The 18,337-nt window shown below is 42.2% G+C and carries 17 protein-coding genes and 1 tRNA gene; 15 read left to right on the top strand and 3 right to left on the bottom strand.

From position 1 onward, the window contains the following. Positions 1-3 precede the first annotated feature (3 nt). Together IAE45_RS12910 and IAE45_RS12905 are read left to right on the top strand one after the other, a co-directional pair. Positions 4-1,053, top strand: coding sequence for an SIS domain-containing protein (locus tag IAE45_RS12910; protein WP_200125974.1), 1,050 nt, complete (start codon positions 4-6; stop codon positions 1,051-1,053). An 11-nt stretch (positions 1,054-1,064) separates the two neighbouring features. After that, on the top strand, positions 1,065-2,069 hold the full coding sequence (locus IAE45_RS12905) for an SIS domain-containing protein (RefSeq protein WP_140966287.1): 1,005 nt from the start codon (positions 1,065-1,067) through the stop codon (positions 2,067-2,069). Positions 2,070-2,758: 689 nt separating this feature from the next. Here IAE45_RS12905 and IAE45_RS12900 read toward each other — a convergent pair. Then, positions 2,759-2,831, bottom strand: a tRNA-Lys gene (locus IAE45_RS12900). Positions 2,832-3,099: 268 nt separating this feature from the next. Here IAE45_RS12900 and IAE45_RS12895 point away from each other — a divergent pair. The 10 genes from IAE45_RS12895 (at position 3,100) to IAE45_RS12850 (ending at position 13,910) form a co-directional block, all read left to right on the top strand. Further along, positions 3,100-3,666, top strand: a complete 567-nt coding sequence (locus IAE45_RS12895) for a DUF1836 domain-containing protein (protein WP_034872437.1) — start codon at positions 3,100-3,102, stop codon at positions 3,664-3,666. After that, on the top strand, positions 3,659-4,519 hold the full coding sequence (locus IAE45_RS12890) for a DegV family protein (RefSeq protein WP_140965716.1): 861 nt from the start codon (positions 3,659-3,661) through the stop codon (positions 4,517-4,519). Before IAE45_RS12895 ends, IAE45_RS12890 begins: the two co-directional genes overlap by 8 nt. 132 nt (positions 4,520-4,651) lie before the next feature. Continuing rightward, positions 4,652-5,356, top strand: coding sequence for a response regulator YycF (gene yycF / locus IAE45_RS12885; protein ID WP_010747607.1), 705 nt, complete (start codon positions 4,652-4,654; stop codon positions 5,354-5,356). Positions 5,357-5,359: 3 nt separating this feature from the next. After that, positions 5,360-7,201: a cell wall metabolism sensor histidine kinase WalK gene (gene walK, locus IAE45_RS12880; protein ID WP_077453585.1), complete on the top strand. Its 1,842-nt coding sequence runs from the start codon at positions 5,360-5,362 to the stop codon at positions 7,199-7,201. Beyond that, the gene (locus IAE45_RS12875; RefSeq protein WP_200125972.1) at positions 7,198-8,508 is read left to right on the top strand and encodes a YycH family regulatory protein; all 1,311 of its coding nucleotides are present in this window, start codon (positions 7,198-7,200) and stop codon (positions 8,506-8,508) included. Before walK ends, IAE45_RS12875 begins: the two co-directional genes overlap by 4 nt. Continuing rightward, positions 8,509-9,363: a two-component system regulatory protein YycI gene (locus IAE45_RS12870; protein ID WP_194193935.1), complete on the top strand. Its 855-nt coding sequence runs from the start codon at positions 8,509-8,511 to the stop codon at positions 9,361-9,363. A gap of 55 nt (positions 9,364-9,418) precedes the next feature. Beyond that, complete coding sequence (locus tag IAE45_RS12865) at positions 9,419-10,225, top strand: MBL fold metallo-hydrolase (RefSeq protein ID WP_005231151.1); 807 nt, start codon at positions 9,419-9,421, stop codon at positions 10,223-10,225. 43 nt (positions 10,226-10,268) lie between these two features. After that, a complete protein-coding gene (locus IAE45_RS12860; RefSeq protein WP_010747610.1) occupies positions 10,269-11,006 on the top strand; it encodes a MurR/RpiR family transcriptional regulator in 738 nt (245 codons plus the stop codon). 155 nt (positions 11,007-11,161) lie between these two features. Continuing rightward, complete coding sequence (locus IAE45_RS12855) at positions 11,162-12,454, top strand: PTS sugar transporter subunit IIC (protein ID WP_005225288.1); 1,293 nt, start codon at positions 11,162-11,164, stop codon at positions 12,452-12,454. 25 nt (positions 12,455-12,479) lie between these two features. Beyond that, a complete protein-coding gene (locus IAE45_RS12850; protein WP_200125970.1) occupies positions 12,480-13,910 on the top strand; it encodes a 6-phospho-beta-glucosidase in 1,431 nt (476 codons plus the stop codon). A gap of 42 nt (positions 13,911-13,952) precedes the next feature. On the opposite strand, the gene IAE45_RS12845 is transcribed toward IAE45_RS12850, so the two are convergent. Continuing rightward, the gene (locus tag IAE45_RS12845; RefSeq protein WP_005225290.1) at positions 13,953-14,597 is read right to left on the bottom strand and encodes a CPBP family intramembrane glutamic endopeptidase; all 645 of its coding nucleotides are present in this window, start codon (positions 14,595-14,597) and stop codon (positions 13,953-13,955) included. A 218-nt stretch (positions 14,598-14,815) separates the two neighbouring features. Here IAE45_RS12845 and groES point away from each other — a divergent pair, with 218 nt between their 5' ends. After that, a complete protein-coding gene (gene groES, locus IAE45_RS12840) occupies positions 14,816-15,100 on the top strand; it encodes a co-chaperone GroES (protein WP_005225291.1) in 285 nt (94 codons plus the stop codon). 31 nt (positions 15,101-15,131) lie between these two features. Further along, positions 15,132-16,760 carry a chaperonin GroEL gene (gene groL, locus IAE45_RS12835; protein ID WP_005237384.1) on the top strand — a complete coding sequence of 543 codons (1,629 nt, stop codon included), beginning with the start codon at positions 15,132-15,134 and terminating at the stop codon, positions 16,758-16,760. Between the two features lie 206 nt (positions 16,761-16,966). On the opposite strand, the gene IAE45_RS12830 is transcribed toward groL, so the two are convergent. Next, positions 16,967-17,173 carry a hypothetical protein gene (locus IAE45_RS12830; protein ID WP_223597468.1) on the bottom strand — a complete coding sequence of 69 codons (207 nt, stop codon included), beginning with the start codon at positions 17,171-17,173 and terminating at the stop codon, positions 16,967-16,969. A 390-nt stretch (positions 17,174-17,563) separates the two neighbouring features. Here IAE45_RS12830 and IAE45_RS12825 point away from each other — a divergent pair, with 390 nt between their 5' ends. Then, complete coding sequence (locus IAE45_RS12825; protein WP_142963159.1) at positions 17,564-18,310, top strand: YcjF family protein; 747 nt, start codon at positions 17,564-17,566, stop codon at positions 18,308-18,310. The last annotated feature ends 27 nt before the right edge of the window (positions 18,311-18,337 follow it).

The following is an 18,337-nucleotide window of genomic DNA, read 5'->3' as shown; positions in this document are numbered from 1 at the left end:
GTTGTGGCAACGATGATGGACTATATACAAGAAGAGCAAGTAACACTAGTTGAGATCTTGCAGGGGTTTGTTCCTAAAAAAGAAGAAAAAAGAGCTGCAATCGAGAATTTACTGATTTTGGCAACGGGCTCTTCTGCCAATGCCTGTTTAGCAGCAAAGTACGCAATGGAGAAATTAGCGCAGATCACTGTCACGATTGAAGAGCCATACCACTTTAATCATTACGGCCATCTTTCTAAAGAAGTCGAGACAGTTTTGGCGGTTTCTCAAAGCGGAAAAAGTGTTTCTACGATAGATGCAGTGGCGCAGTTGTCCAAGCAAGATATTTATACGATCGGTTTAAGCAGTGATCCCGAAAGTCCCCTTGCTCAAAAAGTTAACGAAAGCATTGATCTAGGAACTGGGATCGAGACCGTTGGATTCGTGACCAAAGGATATGTAGCAACAGTATTGCAACTCTATTTAATGGGGGTATCTATTGGCTACAGCAAAGGTATATTATCCGACGACCAAGTGTCGATGATCAAAAATCAGTTAGAGGAGATGATTGAAGCCATTCCTCAGATCATTGCTAAGACAATTGATTTTTTTGAGAAAAACGCAAGTATTTTTAAACTAGCGAATCGGTTTGTGGCAGTCGGTTATGGACCAAACTGGGGAACCGCTAAAGAATTTGAAACGAAATTTACGGAAACGATTCGAGTGCCTTCGCAAGGATTTGAATTGGAAGCGTATATGCACGGGCCGTATCTTGAAGCCAACCATGAACATGTGCTTTTCTTTATTGAAGCACCAAGCCCGAATCAATCAAGAGCCCAACTGTTGCATGATTATTTAGCATCCCATGTGGGAAAAGCTTATACGATCACCACAGCAGCGGCAAAGAATCCCGATACACTTGGGTTGGATGTTGCATGTGAAGAAACGTTTTCTTCTTTGCTCTTAGTTATTCCGTTCCAAATTTTCTCCTATCTCGGGGCTGCTGCTAAAGGGATCGATTTGAGTAAACGTATTTTTGATGACTTTGATCAAGTGCTAAAAAGTAAAATTTAGAGGTGGAAAAGATGCTGAAATTTAATGAACAACAACAAATTGACGATATTCAAGGAATGTTAGATCTACGTCCAGAAATTGAAAAATTAGTCGATGCCATTGACGAAAAAGGCTTTGACGCCATCTATTATCTAGGAATTGGCGGTACCTATGCTTCTGCGATGCAAGCTGTCACTTACATTAATGGAAAAAGTGACTTACCGGTTTACGTCCAACATGCGGCAGAATACTATACAACCGGCAACCGTCGATTGACGAAAGACTCATTAGTCATCTTGTCCTCTGTTACTGGAACGACACAAGAAGTGGTTAAAGCAGTTGAAGAAATCAAAAAAGTAGGAGCGACATTACTAGGATTTATTGATTCAAAAGGCAGTATTTTGGCGGAACAATGTGACCATGTCATCACGTATCCTGCACCGGGAACCGAACAAATCAAATTCTTTATGGTTGCCGATCGATTAATGAAAAACCATGGGGATTTTCCTGATTACGACGCCTACTATCGAGAATTGGATCAATATTTAGCAAAAGGATTAGTAGAAGCTGAAAAGCAGGCGGATGAATTTGGGCGAGCATTTGCGGAGAAACATCGTCACGATGCGATGCATTATTTCATCGGTGCGGGAAATCAATGGGGCGCAGTCTATTCTTACGCCATGTGCTATTGGGAAGAACAAAGCTGGTTGCGTTCAAAATCGATCCATGCTGCTGAGTTTCTTCACGGAACGTTGGAAATCGTTGACGAAACCACACCTGTCACAGTGTTTTTGGGAGAAGACGAGCAACGTCCATTATCAGAAAGAGTAGCTAAATTATTGCCAAGAATTTGTGGAAACTATACATTGATCGATACCAAGGATTATCCTGTTTCAGGAATCAGTGAGAAATATCGCGGCCGAGTGCTGTCCCACTTATTGATGCATTGTGTGACGCAGCGCATTGATGCTTATGTCGAACAAATGAATTGTCACCCAATGGAAATTCGGCGCTACTATCGCCAATTTGAGTACTGATAGAAAACCAAGAGGAATAGGATCGATAGAAAGATAACCCAAAAGAACACTGAAATATAATGTTTCTATGGAGTGGATAGGGAAGCTACCTTAATAAGAAAAAGTGATCTATTCTTAAACTTCATAAATGAAGAACACCTGAATTCATAATTTAACAATGTATAGAGCGTTTCGTTAACTAAATGTTGATGGAACGCTTTTTTTGGTATTTTTTGGAGGAGCAAAAAGAAACGAAAAGAAAAAGGATTTGAAGGGACTTAAACAGTTACTAAAATCTAATACTTCCTTGTTGATAACAAACTAACGAAAGGCAATTAAGTTAGTTTAAAGTTAACGGGAAAAAGAGGGAGGCTAAATCAAAAGGTTTCTAATATTTGTAATAAATGGCAGCAATCTATCATTGAAAAACGTCTGAGAAGTGGAAATTCTTCCTAAAAAGTTAGACCGAATTACTTTGATTTTTGAAAAGAGCATAGCTGAACTACTTAGAAGCGAGGTGTTTTTTGGGGATAGAGATAAGTGTTAAGGATAGTCATATAAGTTTCTGAATGATCAGCAGTGGAGAAGGAAACCCTGGTACATCTTTTCAAGGTGACCAAAAAAGACTTAAACAAAAAAATGGAACAGCATAAATGTTTTCGAAATGCTTTCGCACCAACATTTACCTGTTCCGTGGGTTTGGCACCCAATGGGCCGTGAGGGGCTCGAACCCGCGACCCGCTGATTAAGAGTCAGCTGCTCTACCAACTGAGCTAACGGCCCGTACCAAAAGTACTTCATTATCTTAGCACTCCGTTGTTTAAAAATCAATCATTCTTTTGAAAAAAATGTGTGCTTTTTCAGTTGGAAAACAGAGGTTATCTTAAAAAAATACCATTCATTCCCCAATTTCAAATGATAGGAAATTCTTAAAAGGTTGATCAGAATGCTTTAAAAACTCAGAAAGCCGTGATAAAATGTATCTAGTTATCGAAACTAGATGATTAGTTTGTGATAATCTAACCTTCTGTTAGTCAAAATGGAGGATGACATGGAAAAATTACAATCGGACATGAAAACATGGGGCGAATCGCTGCTGGAATTCCATCTGCCTAGGTGGGAAGAATTACCGACCCTGGAACTGTATATGGATCAGGTAATCACTTTGATTGACCAATATTTATCACCAGTGATCCAAACAGAAAAACATCCGCTATTGACCTCGTCTATGGTCAATAATTATGTCAAAAAAGGGATGATCCCCGCACCAGAAAAAAAACGTTACAACCAAAAGCATCTCGCATTTTTGATCGCGATCACGATGCTGAAGCAAGTGTTGACGATTCCAGAAATAAAGACAGGCATCCTTTTTCAAGGGAAAGCTGTCGGAATCAGAAATGCCTATAATGTATTTTGTGAAGAACAAGAAAAAGCAATCCATCTTGTTGGCAAAGAAGCAATGGGAGAGCCCGAGCAAATGGCATCGGAACCAATCCCGATTGAATTAGTGGCCATGAAAGGTGCAACGCGTTCCTTTGCTAATAAATTGTTGGCAGAAAAAACAATCGAATTAGAAGTCATTTATTTAGAAACACATAAAGGAGAAGCCCATGAATAAAGAGAAAATTGCCCTATTAGTTGATTCAGGTACCGATGTTCCCGCACAGATCATGGAGCAATACGGCATGTATATGCTGCCATTGCAAATTATTTACAAGGATCGGACCTATACCGATAAAGTTGATATTACTGCCGAAGAAATTTACGAACGTTTGCCGCAAGAGATTCCTAGTACTTCATTACCTGATGGCGCGGCGATCGGGGAAATCTTTGATCGGATCAAAGCCGATGGGTATGAAAAAGTCTTTGCTGTAACCATCTCCAGCGGATTGAGTGGAACGTTTAATGTTGTTCGCCTGTTAGGTGAACAACGGACCGACCTTGAGGTTTTTGTACTTGATACGAAAAATATCGGGATCGGTGCAGGGCTACAAGCGATTCGTGCGGCAGAGCTGTTAGAAAAAGGCGTGACCTGGGAAGAATTGCAGGCACAACTAACGAATGAAGTCCCGAAAAATAAAGTCTTTTTCAACGTAGCTACCTTAGAGTATTTACAAAAAGGCGGCCGGATCGGTCTTGTCGCATCCATCTTAGGGAATGCTTTAAAATTGAATCCCATCATTTCTTGTAATGAAGAGGGAATCTACTATACGGTCGCAAAATCTCGTGGACGGAAGAAAAGCTTGGACAAAACCGTCGACTTGATCAAGCAATTTATCGGTGATCATCGCCATGTGCGTTTAGCTGTGGCCCAAGGTGATGCACTACAAGAAGCCAAAGAGATGAAGGCAAGATTAGAAGCCGAATTTCCAAAGGTCAAAGAAATCTTGTTTGGGCAAATCTCTCCCGCATTAGTTGTCCACACGGGTCCTGGGTTGTTAGGGATCGGTATCCAGCTTTTAGAAGAGTAAAAAAGAAAGGCCCCGTGCCTTTCTTTTTTTGTGCTTTCCTTAAGAATGAGGCGGCGGTTTTTGGGAAAGATGAAAAGCCTGTTTAAATAATGTATAATAAGTAAGAAACCAAAAAAAATTGAGGTGACATTTTTGAAAAAGATCCTAGTCGTGGACGATGAGAAACCAATTTCTGATATCGTCAAATTTAATTTAACCAAAGAAGGATATGAAGTATATACCGCCTATGATGGAGAAGAGGCATTAGAAAAAGTAGCTGAGGTCGATCCTGATCTGATTTTACTTGATCTGATGTTACCAAAAATGGATGGGTTGGAAGTTGCACGGGAAGTGCGCAAAACCCATGACATGCCGATCATCATGGTCACAGCCAAAGATTCTGAAATCGATAAAGTACTAGGCCTTGAGCTTGGTGCGGACGATTATGTAACCAAACCATTTTCAAACCGGGAATTGGTGGCCCGCGTCAAAGCCAATCTGCGTCGCGGCTCGGCAGCTGCGAAGGAAGCAGACGACAATGCCAACAGCGAATTAACGATTGGTGATTTAACGATTCATCCGGATGCCTACATGGTCACTAAAAATGGTGCAGCCATCGAATTGACGCACCGGGAGTTTGAATTGATGCACTACTTGGCGAAACATCTTGGTCAAGTGATGACCCGAGAACATTTATTGCAGACTGTCTGGGGCTATGACTACTTTGGTGATGTCCGAACCGTTGACGTGACGGTGCGCCGTTTACGTGAAAAAATCGAAGACAGCCCGAGCCATCCAAACTATTTGGTTACTCGTCGCGGAGTGGGCTATTACTTGCGGAACCCAGAACAGGAATAAGCTATGAAAAATAAGGTTCGCTTTTTTCAATCGGTGAACTTCAAAATCGCCCTGACTTTTATCTTGATCTTATTGATTGCGATCCAGATTATCGGGGCGTATTTTATTCGCGAATTGGAAAGAACAACGGTCGATGCCTTCAAACGCGACATGGAGGCACGGGCCAGCACGTTAGTGGTGACATTAGGCTCTGAATTGAGTCGCATGGATAATGATGACGGTTTGGATTGGGATTCCATGAATGCTTCCTTGAATCGAATCTTAACGAGTACCAACTCTTCGGAAATTTTGGAGATGCGGGTGGTGGATGAGCAAGGGATTATTCGTGCAACCACCAATATCAATGATCGTGGATCGGTGGGAGAAAAAAATGATTACCGTGATTACGATACGAACCGTAGTGAAGTCCTTTATGATGAATCCAGCGGCCAGCGGGTGTTCAATATCGTACAGTCGATCCAATCACCGACAGGGGATACCGTCTTAGGAACCCTTTATTTACGGAGTAATCTTGAGTCAAAATACAATGAAGTTAGTACAACAGCGGTCATCTTCGTTACCGCTTCGCTGATTGCGGCAGTGATTTCGATCATTGTGGCACTATTGGTCTCTCGTTCCATTACCCAACCAATTGGAGAGATGCGGGAACAAGCGATTCGTATCGCCAAAGGAGATTATAGCCGCAAGGTCGCGATTCATGGAAAAGATGAATTGGGGCAACTGGCGGAAACCTTTAATCAATTAGGGGAACGAATCGAAGAGACCCAAGAGGCGATGGAGTCCGAGCGAAACCGCTTGGACAGCGTCTTGTCTCACATGACAGATGGGGTTGTTGCCACCGACCGACGAGGCAAAGTCATTACCATCAATGAGATGGCGATGTCCTTATTGAATGTCACTAACGAAGAAGCGATCGGGCAGTCGATTTTGACGTTATTGGAAATCGATGAAGAATACACGTTACGAAAGCTTTTGGAAAACCCTGAAGACATGCTATTGGAGCGTCCTAGCAATGATTCGACGGGAACAAATCTGATTTTGCGCATTGATTTCTCCATGATCCGTCGAGAGTCCGGGTTCATTTCCGGTCTAGTTGCCGTAATGCACGATGTCACGGAACAAGAAAAGAATGAGCAGGAACGGCGAGAATTTGTCTCCAACGTTTCTCATGAGTTGCGAACGCCTCTAACGAGTATGCGCAGCTACATCGAAGCGCTGAGTGAAGGGGCTTGGAAAGATCCAGAAATTGCACCGAACTTTCTGAAAGTGACCTTGGATGAAACGGATCGGATGATTCGCATGATCAATGATCTGTTGAGTTTGTCGCGGATGGATAGTGGCAATTCGCAACTGCAGTTGGAATATATCAATTTCAATGAAATGGTTAATTTCGTGTTGGATCGTTTTGACATGATGGTGACGAATGAAAGTAAAAAATATTTGATTCGCCGCGAGTTTACCAAACGAGAATTGTGGGTGGAAGTCGATACGGACAAAATGATCCAAGTGATCGACAACATCATGAATAATGCCATCAAATATTCCCCAGATGGTGGGATTATTACGGTGAAATTGATGGAGACTCATAACAACATCGTCCTTAGCATCAATGACCAAGGACTAGGAATTCCGAAAAAAGATCTCACGAAGATCTTTGATCGTTTTTACCGAGTCGATAAAGCTCGAGCCCGCCAACAAGGAGGCACCGGCTTAGGGTTGGCGATCTCACGTGAAGTCATCAAAGCTCATGGCGGTGCGATTTGGGCGGAAAGTCGAGAAAATCGCGGGTCAACATTTTACATCATGTTGCCGTATGAACCGTATGAGGAGGATTGGTGGGTATGAGAATCTCAGAAAAAATCATTCGTGTAGGCTTGATCGTGATGATCGCCTTGAGTTTTTATTTCTCCTATATGATTTGGCTAAATCCGACCGGGTTCAACAATGCCAGCACGGAAACAGACACTGGCGTCAATCCTTCGGTTCAAACCTACAAACAAAAAAGCGATTTGTTTTTGCCCCTATATCTGACTTGGAATGATGAAGAGGATATCAAAGAAACCAATTCTGAAGCGGTGATTCGAGAGATCCAAGAGGTGATCAACGAGGCAACGATCAGTGATTTGACCCTGCGGACCTATGGTGAGGAACAAGCTTTTTCAAAAGCCCAAGAAGTCAATCAAGGAATATCCTTAAACTACTATACGACGTTTTACTTGAAAGACTACGAGAAAACCTTTGATAAAGAACTATCCTTAGAGGACGAAAGTGAAACAGAGGATTTTCCGTTTTCTCGCATCCAGTTTGATCTCGAAGAAAATACGATCCAATTTGTTGACTTTACCCATCAACGAGTAGTTCGAGGCAAGATCGATTGGGATAAAAGCCAAGTAAAACATTTATTGGCAGATAATCCTCGGGAATGGACGACAATGGTGGCAGATAAAGAACGAACCAGCAATCAATATTATACGCAAGATTCGATCAAGCTGAAAAAATACAGCTACTATTCTTCGACACAGTCTCAGAGTTTGTTCCGAGAAGCCTTTTTCAACAATCCTAAAAACGTCAAAATCAATGATGAAAGTGTCGATACCTACTATTATGAAGGTGGGCAAAACATGACGGTCTTGCAAGATCAACAGCAAGTCAAGTTTGAAACCACCACAGATGGTTCCGATGAAACGGATCTGGCGATGTTGAGTGCGGATTATATTATTCGTTTAGGCAACAATTTTGGGACGATCCGCTATTTTGATCAACAAGACAAGCACTTGGATTATCGGGTCTTCGTTGAAGGTTATCCAGTCTTTAGTACTGGTGGTCAAGGGGTGATCAGTGTGGCTTTTTCAGAAAGTGGTCAGACCGGCAGTCGGGAAATGACGATTTCTGCCAGTTTGAACGCGATTCAAGTGCCGATTCCTTCTGAAACCGAGATTGAATTACCCTCTAGTTTGTCGGTCAAAAATGATCTGATTGCGGCAGGGGCTGATCCTGAATTATTGCAACAGATCATCGTTGGCTATCAATGGGGGGAGATCAAAGATGCACCACTCGTTGATTTGACGCCTGCTTGGTATGTCAATTATGACTCGTCTTGGATCAGTTATGATGCATTAATGACAAAATTAGCAGAAACGGAGGAGAATTAATTGGATTTTAAACGAATCGAATGGATTTTTTTCCTCGCTTTTCTTGGTCTGAACGTCTTTTTATTCAATGTTTACAGTGAGGCTCGCAGCGAGCATCAGATGGTTTCACAATCAAACCAAACGATTCCTATCGAACAACGCCTCGAGTCTGAGGACATTCGGTATTCTGGCGAATTATCAGATGAGGTCTTGAGTGGCTATTATTTGAGCGGTGAACAGACGGATTTTGATGTGGAGCTACGAAATCCGCAACTCAATACGCAGTTCAAAAGAGGGTCGACGGTCAAAGGGCAGCAGTTGATCCATGTCTCAACCAATGGCTTTTACATCAGTGATGATTCCCAAACGGAAGAAACCGTCAATGGTTTTTTGCAACGAAAAGATCAAGTCCTGTTTGGGGATGAATATGACTATTTGGAAAACCTCTCTGTCTTGAACGCCAATCATCCGACCGTGGTGGCGGTTCAATCCTATGAAGGCATTCCTTTCAATGACAGCTCAAGTCGAATCGATATCACCTTAGAACAAACGGATGATCTATTGCAGATTGCCCGTTACACCCAAACACATATCGCCAATATTACGCCTCTAAGGGAAAAGATGACGGTTTATTCAGAAAAAGAAGCAGTAAATACGCTTTATCTAAACAACAAGCTGCCGAGTCACTCGAAAATTCTCTGGACGGAATTAGCCTATACGATGATTTTGAAGGTTAGGGAAAAAAATGTGTATATTCCTGCATGGTTTATTGCGTTCCAATTAGATGGCGATGACACCATCCAAATCGAAACGGTCAATGCCTTCAGCAATCGGATCATCACGAATAATGCCGTTCAAAAGGTAGAAAATCCATAAAAAAGCGGGTATAATGGAACTCGTTGAAACAACCAGAGAGGAAGTCACGTAAACCATGATGAAGGAAAATGCCTTTCAAGTAAGTATTCTAGCCAGCGGAAGCTCAGGAAATTCGCTCTATATCGAAAGCAATAAAAAGCGGATCTTAGTGGATGCCGGTTTGAGCGGCAAGAAGATCACTTCATTATTGGATGAAGTAGGGCGTAAACCAGAAGACTTGGACGCCATTCTTGTGACCCACGAACATCGAGATCATATCCACGGTGTCGGAGTACTGGCGCGAAAATACAAACTTGATGTCTATGCGAATACAAAAACATGGCAAGCGATGGATCCAATGATCGGTAACGTCGCTGTCGAACAAAAACATATCTTTGAAATGGGAAAAGTGCTGACCTTGGGTGACTTGGACATTGAAAGCTTTGGCGTCTCTCACGATGCTGCAGCGCCGCAATTTTATCGTTTCCATAAAGACGGCAAATCATTCGTGATGTTGACGGATACCGGTTATTGCAGCGATCATGTACGAGGCATTATCAAAGGCGCCGATGCGTACCTTGTGGAAAGCAACCATGACCTAGAAATGCTGCGAATGGGCCCTTACCCATGGAGCCTCAAACAGCGAATTCTTGGAGATCGTGGTCACTTATCGAATGAAGATGGCGCTCTGGTCATGACGGATATCTTGACCGACAATACCAAACGGGTCTATCTTGGTCATTTAAGTAAAGAAAACAACTTGAAAGAGTTGGCGCACTTAACGATGGTCAACACCATGAAAGAACATGATCTAGGTGTTGGAGAAACATTTGAAGTCTATGATACCGATCCTGACAAAGCGACGGAGTTATTTGCAATCTAATCGATCAAACAAAGGATAAAATTGTCGGGTGGAGGCAGCAGGTATGTTTGATGAAGAAAAAATCAAGCGTCTGAACGAGCTTGAAATGGCTGTTTATAAGTACATTGTCCAGCATTTTGAAGAGATCGATCAGTTGACGATCCGCGAATTGTCAGCTGCATGCCATGTCTCGACCTCGACGATTTTACGATGTATCACGAAATTAGGCTATCGCGGGTATTCAGAGTTAAAGTATGCGATCTGTCAAAAAAAGGAACAAGATGCACGAGCGTTTGATCTTTTCTATGATGCAACGATCCAAGTCAATACATTCTTAAAAAAAGTCAATAATGAAGATTACCGTAAGTTTATCCAGCCAGCGGTAGAACTGATTCTTTCCGCACGCCATGTGGCGTTTTCAGGTATCGGCACAAGTGGCATTCTGGGCACCTATGGCAGCCGCTATTTTGCTAATTTAGGCATCAATGCCTATAGCATCGTCGATCCCTTTTTGCCAGTACCGCCTCGTGGGATGGAAAATACGTTAGCGATCATTTTATCAGTTTCGGGAGAAACCATTCAAATGATCAAGCAAACGGAGGACTTCAAACGGTATGGGGCAAAAGTACTCAGTATCACCAATGATGAAAAATCGACGATCGCCCAAATGGCAGATTACAATATTTCCTATTATATGCCCGTCGTCAGTGGGGGAAAAGAAGTCGATTTGAACCTGACGACGCAAGTCCCGGTGATTACACTGATCGAACTTTTAGCCCATCAAGTCTACAAGCAAATCTAAGTGATCGTAAAAAAACAGCTTCGGCTGTTTTTTTTGTTGGAACATGTTTCATAACTTAGAAAAGCTATAGGCAAGGGGAATATTATCCATTAAGATTTATTTGTAAGCGAATTCACTGGCCGGTGGATAGAATTTTATTTTAGGAGTGATGTGAGATGAACGAATGGATCAATGAGAAATTATTACCCCCAATATTAAAATTTGTCAATACGAAAGCAATCACTGCATTAAGAAACGGTATGCTCTATACGATGCCCTTTTCAATCGTAGGATCGATTTTCCTGCTATTAGCAAACTTTCCCGTCCAGTCGATTGCGGATTGGGTAACGAATAGCGGCTTAGGTGAATACTTCAACCAAGCCTATGGCGCCTCTTTTGCAATTATGGCCTTTTTCGCCGTAATGGGCATCGCCTATTCATATGTAAAAGCAGAAGGTTACGAAGGACTCCCTGCAGGAATGATTGGTTTAGTTATTTTCTTATTAACTATGGAGTCAAGTGTGACGGATGCTGAAGCAAATGTGACCATCGCAAATGTCATTGATAAGACGTGGACCGGTGGACAAGGAATGATCAGTGCCATCTTAGTGGGACTTTTTGTGGGTTGGGGCTATACGTGGTTCTTGAAACGCGACATCCGAATCAAACTGCCAGAGCAAGTACCCACCAATGTCGCAAACTCATTTACAGCATTGATTCCAGCCGCTGTTTTGACGACCATCGCATTAGGCATTTATATTTTCTTTGATAAAGTTTTTCAAACAACCGTGGTCGAATGGATCTACACCGTGATTCAAAGTCCGATGCAAGGGGTGACGGATTCCCTTGGTGGTGCAATGATGTTAGGCTTCTTAGTGCCATTCTTGTGGTTCTTTGGGGTTCACGGTTCGACGATCGTGGGCGGGATCATGGGACCAATTTTACAAGCCAATTCACTAGCCAATACGGCTATTCTTGAATCTGGTAAAGCATTGACATTAGAAAATGGCGGACACATCGTGACCCAGCAGTTTTTGGATCAATTTATGACGGTAACTGGCGCAGGAATGACGATTGGGATCGTGCTATACATGGTGGCTTTTGCCCGTTCGGCGCAGTTCAAACAATTAGGACGTCTTTCCTTGATCCCGGCATTCTTTAATATCAATGAACCAATTATTTTTGCGACACCGATCGTCATGAACCCAATCATGGTATTACCATTTATTTTGACACCGATGGTTTCAGGCGTGATCACGTATTTTGCACTTTATACCGGTATCGTACCGCTATTTACTGCTGTGCAAGTTCCATGGACGACCCCGCCGATCATTTCAGGTTTTCTAGTAGGTGGCATTCGGACCGCTATTTTACAATTTGTTGTTTTAGCAATCGGCTTCTTTATTTACTATCCTTTCATTCGTAAAGTCGATAGTTTGAACTATAAACAAGAAACAGAGATCGTTTAATACCAAGGAAGCAGGTTGAATAGAAATGAATAAACTAAGAAGCGATTTTTTATGGGGTGGCGCAGTCGCTGCTCACCAATTGGAAGGCGGCTATCGTGCGGGTGGAAAAGGCGTGAGTGTTGCTGATGTCATGACTGTCGGAGGCAACGGAATTCCTCGCCGAATCACGGAAGGTATCCAACCGGGCGAAAGCTATCCCAATCATGAAGCGATCGATTTTTATCATCGGTATCCTGAAGACATCAAGCTTTTTGCCGAATTAGGGTTGAAGTGCTTCCGAACATCGATTGCCTGGACCCGTATTTTTCCAAAGGGGGATGAGCGCGAGCCGAATGAGGAAGGCCTGGCCTTTTATGATCAATTATTCGATGAGTGTTTACGCTATGGCATTGAGCCAGTCATTACCCTGTCTCACTTTGAAATGCCTTATCATTTAGTGACCGAATACGGAGGTTGGCGTAACCGTAAATTGATCGATTTGTTTGTCCGCTTTGCAGAAGTTTGTTTTACGCGCTATCAAAAGAAAGTGAAGTATTGGATGACCTTCAATGAAATCAATAATCAAGCAAACTATAAAGAAGATTTTGCGCCATTTACCAATTCTGGTCTGTTCTTTACGGAAGGAGAAGACCGAGAAAAAGTCATGTACCAAGCAGCTCATTACGAGCTCGTTGCCAGTGCAAAAGCGGTGGCGCTAGGACATGCGATCAATCCTGCGTTTCAAATCGGATCGATGATCGCGATGTGCCCAATCTATCCGTATTCTTGCGATCCCAAAGACATGATGGCAGCCACGGTGGCCATGCAGCGGCGCTATTGGTTTTCAGATGTTCATGCCCGTGGGCACTATCCGAGTTATATGCGCAGCTATTTTGAAAGAAAACAATTTGATTTAGATATCACCCCTGAAGATGAAGCAGCTTTGGCAAAAGGCTGTGTTGACTACATTGGTTTTAGCTACTATATGTCTTTTGCGACCAAAGGCAAGGAGAATGATCCAACCTATGACTATGATGAGAGCCAAGATCTGGTGGACAATCCTTATGTCGATGCTTCTGAATGGGGCTGGCAGATTGATCCCGTAGGCTTGCGCTATGCCATGAACTGGTTTAACGAACGCTACGAATTGCCGCTTTTCATTGTAGAAAATGGCTTTGGTGCGGTGGATACGGTGGAAGAGGATGGACAGATCCACGATGACTACCGTATTGACTACCTAAAAGCCCATATCGAAATGATGAAAGAAGCAGTAGCTTATGATGGCGTCGACTTATTAGGTTATACACCGTGGGGCATCATTGACTTGGTTTCTGCGGGGACAGGGGAAATGAAGAAACGCTATGGTGTGATCTATGTGGACAAAGACAATGAAGGAAATGGAACCCTTGCTCGTCGGAAGAAAGATTCATTTGCATGGTATCAGCAAGTGATTGCGTCCAATGGCACGAAGGTCTAAAGAAAAAAACGTTACGCAAAATTTCTGCGTAGCGTTTTTTCTTTAGGGCATTTGGATATAGCCGTAATGAAGCAATAACTGAATAATAATCACTAAAGTGTTCATTCCCACATGTGTGATCATGGAAGTCCAAATACTGCCGGTCAAAGCATACAGCCCAGAAAAGAACAGTCCTAAGAAAATATAGACTAAGAGATGATTGTCATTGTGGGCAAAGGCAAAGGCTACGGCGCTGACCACTACACCGACCCAAACATTGCTGTATTTCCCAATGATGCCAACTAAGGCTCTGCGGAAGACAAATTCCTCCATAATTGGCCCACCGACCATTGCTGCGAGAGCAAAGAGTGGGTTTTGCACCACGATGGCAATAATGTTTTCGGTATTTTGCGAAGCGCTGACTTCTCCGAAAAAGGATTCGATAAAGATGGCTAGATTTTGCAACAAAATCGCTGCGACAATGCCTGTTAGCCCGTAAATAAGAATCGCTGAGACTTTGGTTTTTTTGTGTTCAAACGATAGCGGTTCTGTTTGTTTGAAATACAAGAAAAACATGATCGCTGCACCAGCTAAGTAACCGATCGTTGTTGCTGCTACTTGATGTCCGCTAGGGACGAAAGCGATCGGTAGAAAAAAGACGATGCCGTAAGTAAGAATCGTGGATAAAGAATATTTTGATAAAGACATAGTTGTTTCCTCACACTCCTTTGCTTCATTATAGACTAGGTTGCTTCTAGAAACAAAAAATCCTACTATTTTTATCAATCAAATAGAAATGCAAAAAAAAATTTAGCAAAAGGCTTGCAAAAATGAGGGAAAATGAGTAATATTGAAAATGTAAGTTAGCACTCGACATAAGAGAGTGCTAATACTAAATTCTATAACATTCATTGGAGGGATTTATCGTGTTAAGACCATTAGGTGATCGTGTGATTATCGAAGTTGCAAAAGAAGAAGAAAAAACTGTAGGCGGAATCGTGCTTGCATCAGCAGCAAAAGAAAAACCACAAACGGGTACCGTTATTGCAGTCGGCGAAGGACGCACGCTCGAAAACGGTGAAAAAGCTCCTGTTGCTGTCAACGTTGGCGAACAAGTTATGTTTGAAAAATACGCTGGCACAGAAGTGAAATATGAAGGAACAGAATATTTGATCGTTGCTGCAAAAGATATCATTGCAGTAGTAGAATAAGAAAAATAAAAATACTTGAGGTGATGAAATCATGGCAAAAGAAATCAAATTTGCAGAAGACGCACGTGCAGCAATGCTTCGTGGGGTAGATAAATTAGCAGATACAGTAAAAGTAACCTTAGGCCCTAAAGGTCGTAACGTGGTTTTAGAAAAATCTTACGGTTCACCATTGATTACAAATGACGGTGTAACGATCGCTAAAGAAATCGAATTAGAAGATCATTTTGAAAACATGGGCGCAAAACTTGTTTCTGAAGTGGCTTCAAAAACAAACGATATCGCTGGTGACGGAACAACGACTGCTACGTTATTGACACAAGCAATCGTTCGTGAAGGATTGAAAAATGTCACCGCTGGTGCGAACCCATTAGGTATTCGCCGCGGGATCGAAATGGCAACAAAAGTGGCTGTAGAAGAGCTACACAACATTTCATCAATCGTTGATTCAAAAGAAGCGATCGCACAAGTTGGTGCTGTTTCTTCTGGTAGTGAAAAAGTTGGTCAATACATTGCTGATGCAATGGAAAAAGTCGGTAATGACGGCGTTATTACTATTGAAGAATCAAAAGGGATCGAAACAGAATTAGATGTCGTGGAAGGAATGCAATTTGATCGTGGGTACTTATCACAATACATGGTAACTGACAACGATAAAATGGAAGCAGCGTTAGAAAATCCATACATCTTGATCACTGACAAAAAAATCTCTAACATCCAAGATATTTTGCCATTGTTAGAACAAATCTTACAACAATCAAAACCATTATTAATCATCGCTGATGACGTTGATGGCGAAGCATTACCAACACTTGTATTGAACAAAATCCGTGGAACATTCAATGTTGTCGCAGTGAAAGCACCAGGATTTGGTGACCGTCGTAAAGCAATGCTAGAAGACATTGCGATCTTAACTGGTGGTACAGTGATCACTGAAGACTTAGGCCTTGAGTTGAAAGATGCAACCATCGATAACTTAGGTCAAGCAAGCAAAGTGGTTGTGGATAAAGACAACACAACGATCGTTGAAGGTGCTGGTGAAAAAGAAGCGATTGACGCACGCGTTCAATTGATCAAAAACCAAATCGCTGATACAACTTCTGACTTTGACCGTGAAAAACTACAAGAACGCTTAGCAAAACTTGCTGGTGGGGTTGCAGTGATCAAAGTTGGGGCACCAACTGAAACTGAATTGAAAGAATTGAAATTACGTATTGAAGATGCATTGAATGCAACACGTGCCGCTGTTGAAGAAGGCATGGTCTCAGGTGGGGGAACTGCCTTAGTCAATGTCATCAACAAAGTTGCAGAAATCGAAACAGATGGCGATGCAGCAACAGGTGTCAAAATCGTTTTACGTGCCTTAGAAGAACCAGTTCGTCAAATTGCTGAAAATGCAGGCTACGAAGGTTCAGTCATCATCGACAAATTGAAAAACGCTGACTTAGGCGTTGGTTTCAATGCAGCAACTGGCGAATGGGTAAACATGCTAGAAGCTGGGATCGTTGACCCAACAAAAGTGACGCGTTCTGCATTACAAAACGCAGCTTCTGTTGCCGCATTATTATTAACGACTGAAGCAGTCGTTGCCGACAAACCAGAACCAGCAGCGCCAGCAGCTCCTGCAATGGACCCATCAATGGGTATGGGCGGCATGATGTAAGCAAGCCTTGAGAACTCCTCTTTTGAGGGGTTCTTTTTTTGTGCGATCAAAAAATACTTCAACACAGAAAAAGACAAAAAACCTTTCTTCTTAGTATTCTAAGCACCAAAGAATTGGTTCATTGCTTGAATCAAAGGAGAAAGGATTGGTAGATATAAGCTATCTATTTGTCTTGTAAAGGCAGCGAGTTTTGTAAGGAACGTCAATCACAACCGTTCCCAAAATCCCTGCGCAAAACCAGTAATAAATTCGTAGAGAGCCGGCAGTATCACCGAAATACATAAAACGACAAAGACCATTTTCTGAACAGCAGTTAATTGTTTGAGGAAATGGTTTTTTGTGAACAATAAATACGCGATACAGATAACGGCAAGCAGCTGCAATAGATCAAATAAAATGGACAAGAAAATCACCTTTTCTGATTAGATTGAATGGACGATAGAATGATGGATTCTCTTAACATAGAGCAAAGAGTTGAATGATATGGTTCTGAGAAAACGTGAAGATCAACGTTTATAAAGAAACGGTATTTCGACGCCAAAGAATGCGAAGATCCCGCTTAAAAGAAAGTAAGTCAATAAGCCTAGATAAAAAAGGACTTTCCAATTCAATTTCTTTTTCATTCGATCCACTCCTTTTGTGTATCATAGCATAAAAAAACGATAATATAAATAAATAATCTGAAGATGCAAATTTGCATTTTTTAGCAAGTGTAAGCTCTCTCAAGCTACATTTTCGCTATCTTGAAAAACCTGAGCTAAAATAGAAAGAGGAACAAAATCATGGCTCACTTTGATTTTTAAATGAACAACGAGTCGAAAGAAGGAGACATTTCTTTGAAAAAAACATGGATAAAACGCAAAAAGAAGCAAAACGAAAATGAATTATTAACGGAACAGTCCGTTCAAGTCGAGCAAAGTCAAACGAGAGAAGAGCTGCAAGAAGAAGCGGAGTTTACTTCTTTTTTTGCGGATGTCATGAAGCGAATGCCGAAAAAATCGGCTGCCCTGGTGATGAAAGGCTATGACGGATCAAAAGCTCAGGCGGAAAAAGTGTTAGCGAAAAGCAAGGATCAATTTGATCAGGTGTTTGAGGAGTTTTTAGTTGGCGTAGATGATGAAACACGAAAAAAAGCCCACCGCACGATCCATGCGGCTTCTTTGACGGCGGCGATCATCGGCTGTTCACCGATTCCCTTTTCAGATGCAGTGTTACTTGTGCCAGTTCAAATGACGATGATGGCACGTTTGTATCGTATTTTTGGGCGAACATGGCGTGAAGGGTTAGCGAAAAGTATTTCGAAAGAGCTAGTCGTTGTGAGTTTTGGTCGCAGTGCCGTTGGCAATATCTTGAAATTTGTCCCAGCAGTCGGCACCGTTGCTGGAGCTGCAATCAATGCCAGTGTGGCTAGTGGTATCACCGAAGCATTAGGCTGGGTGACTGTCAAGATGCTGAATGATGGGGAAGATGTGTTTGAGCAAGTGATGTCCTTTAAAGGCCAATTTCACACGCTGTTCAATGCGTTGAAAGTTGGCAAGAAATCTAAGTGAAACAAACAGAAGAAGAACGAAGCAGGT

This window comes from Enterococcus sp. S53 (assembly GCF_016516865.1).
Classification (GTDB): Bacteria; Bacillota; Bacilli; order Lactobacillales; family Enterococcaceae; genus Enterococcus_D; species Enterococcus_D innesii.
The sequence above is the reverse complement of the archived record's forward strand: the minus strand, read 5'-3'. Positions and strand labels throughout refer to the sequence as shown.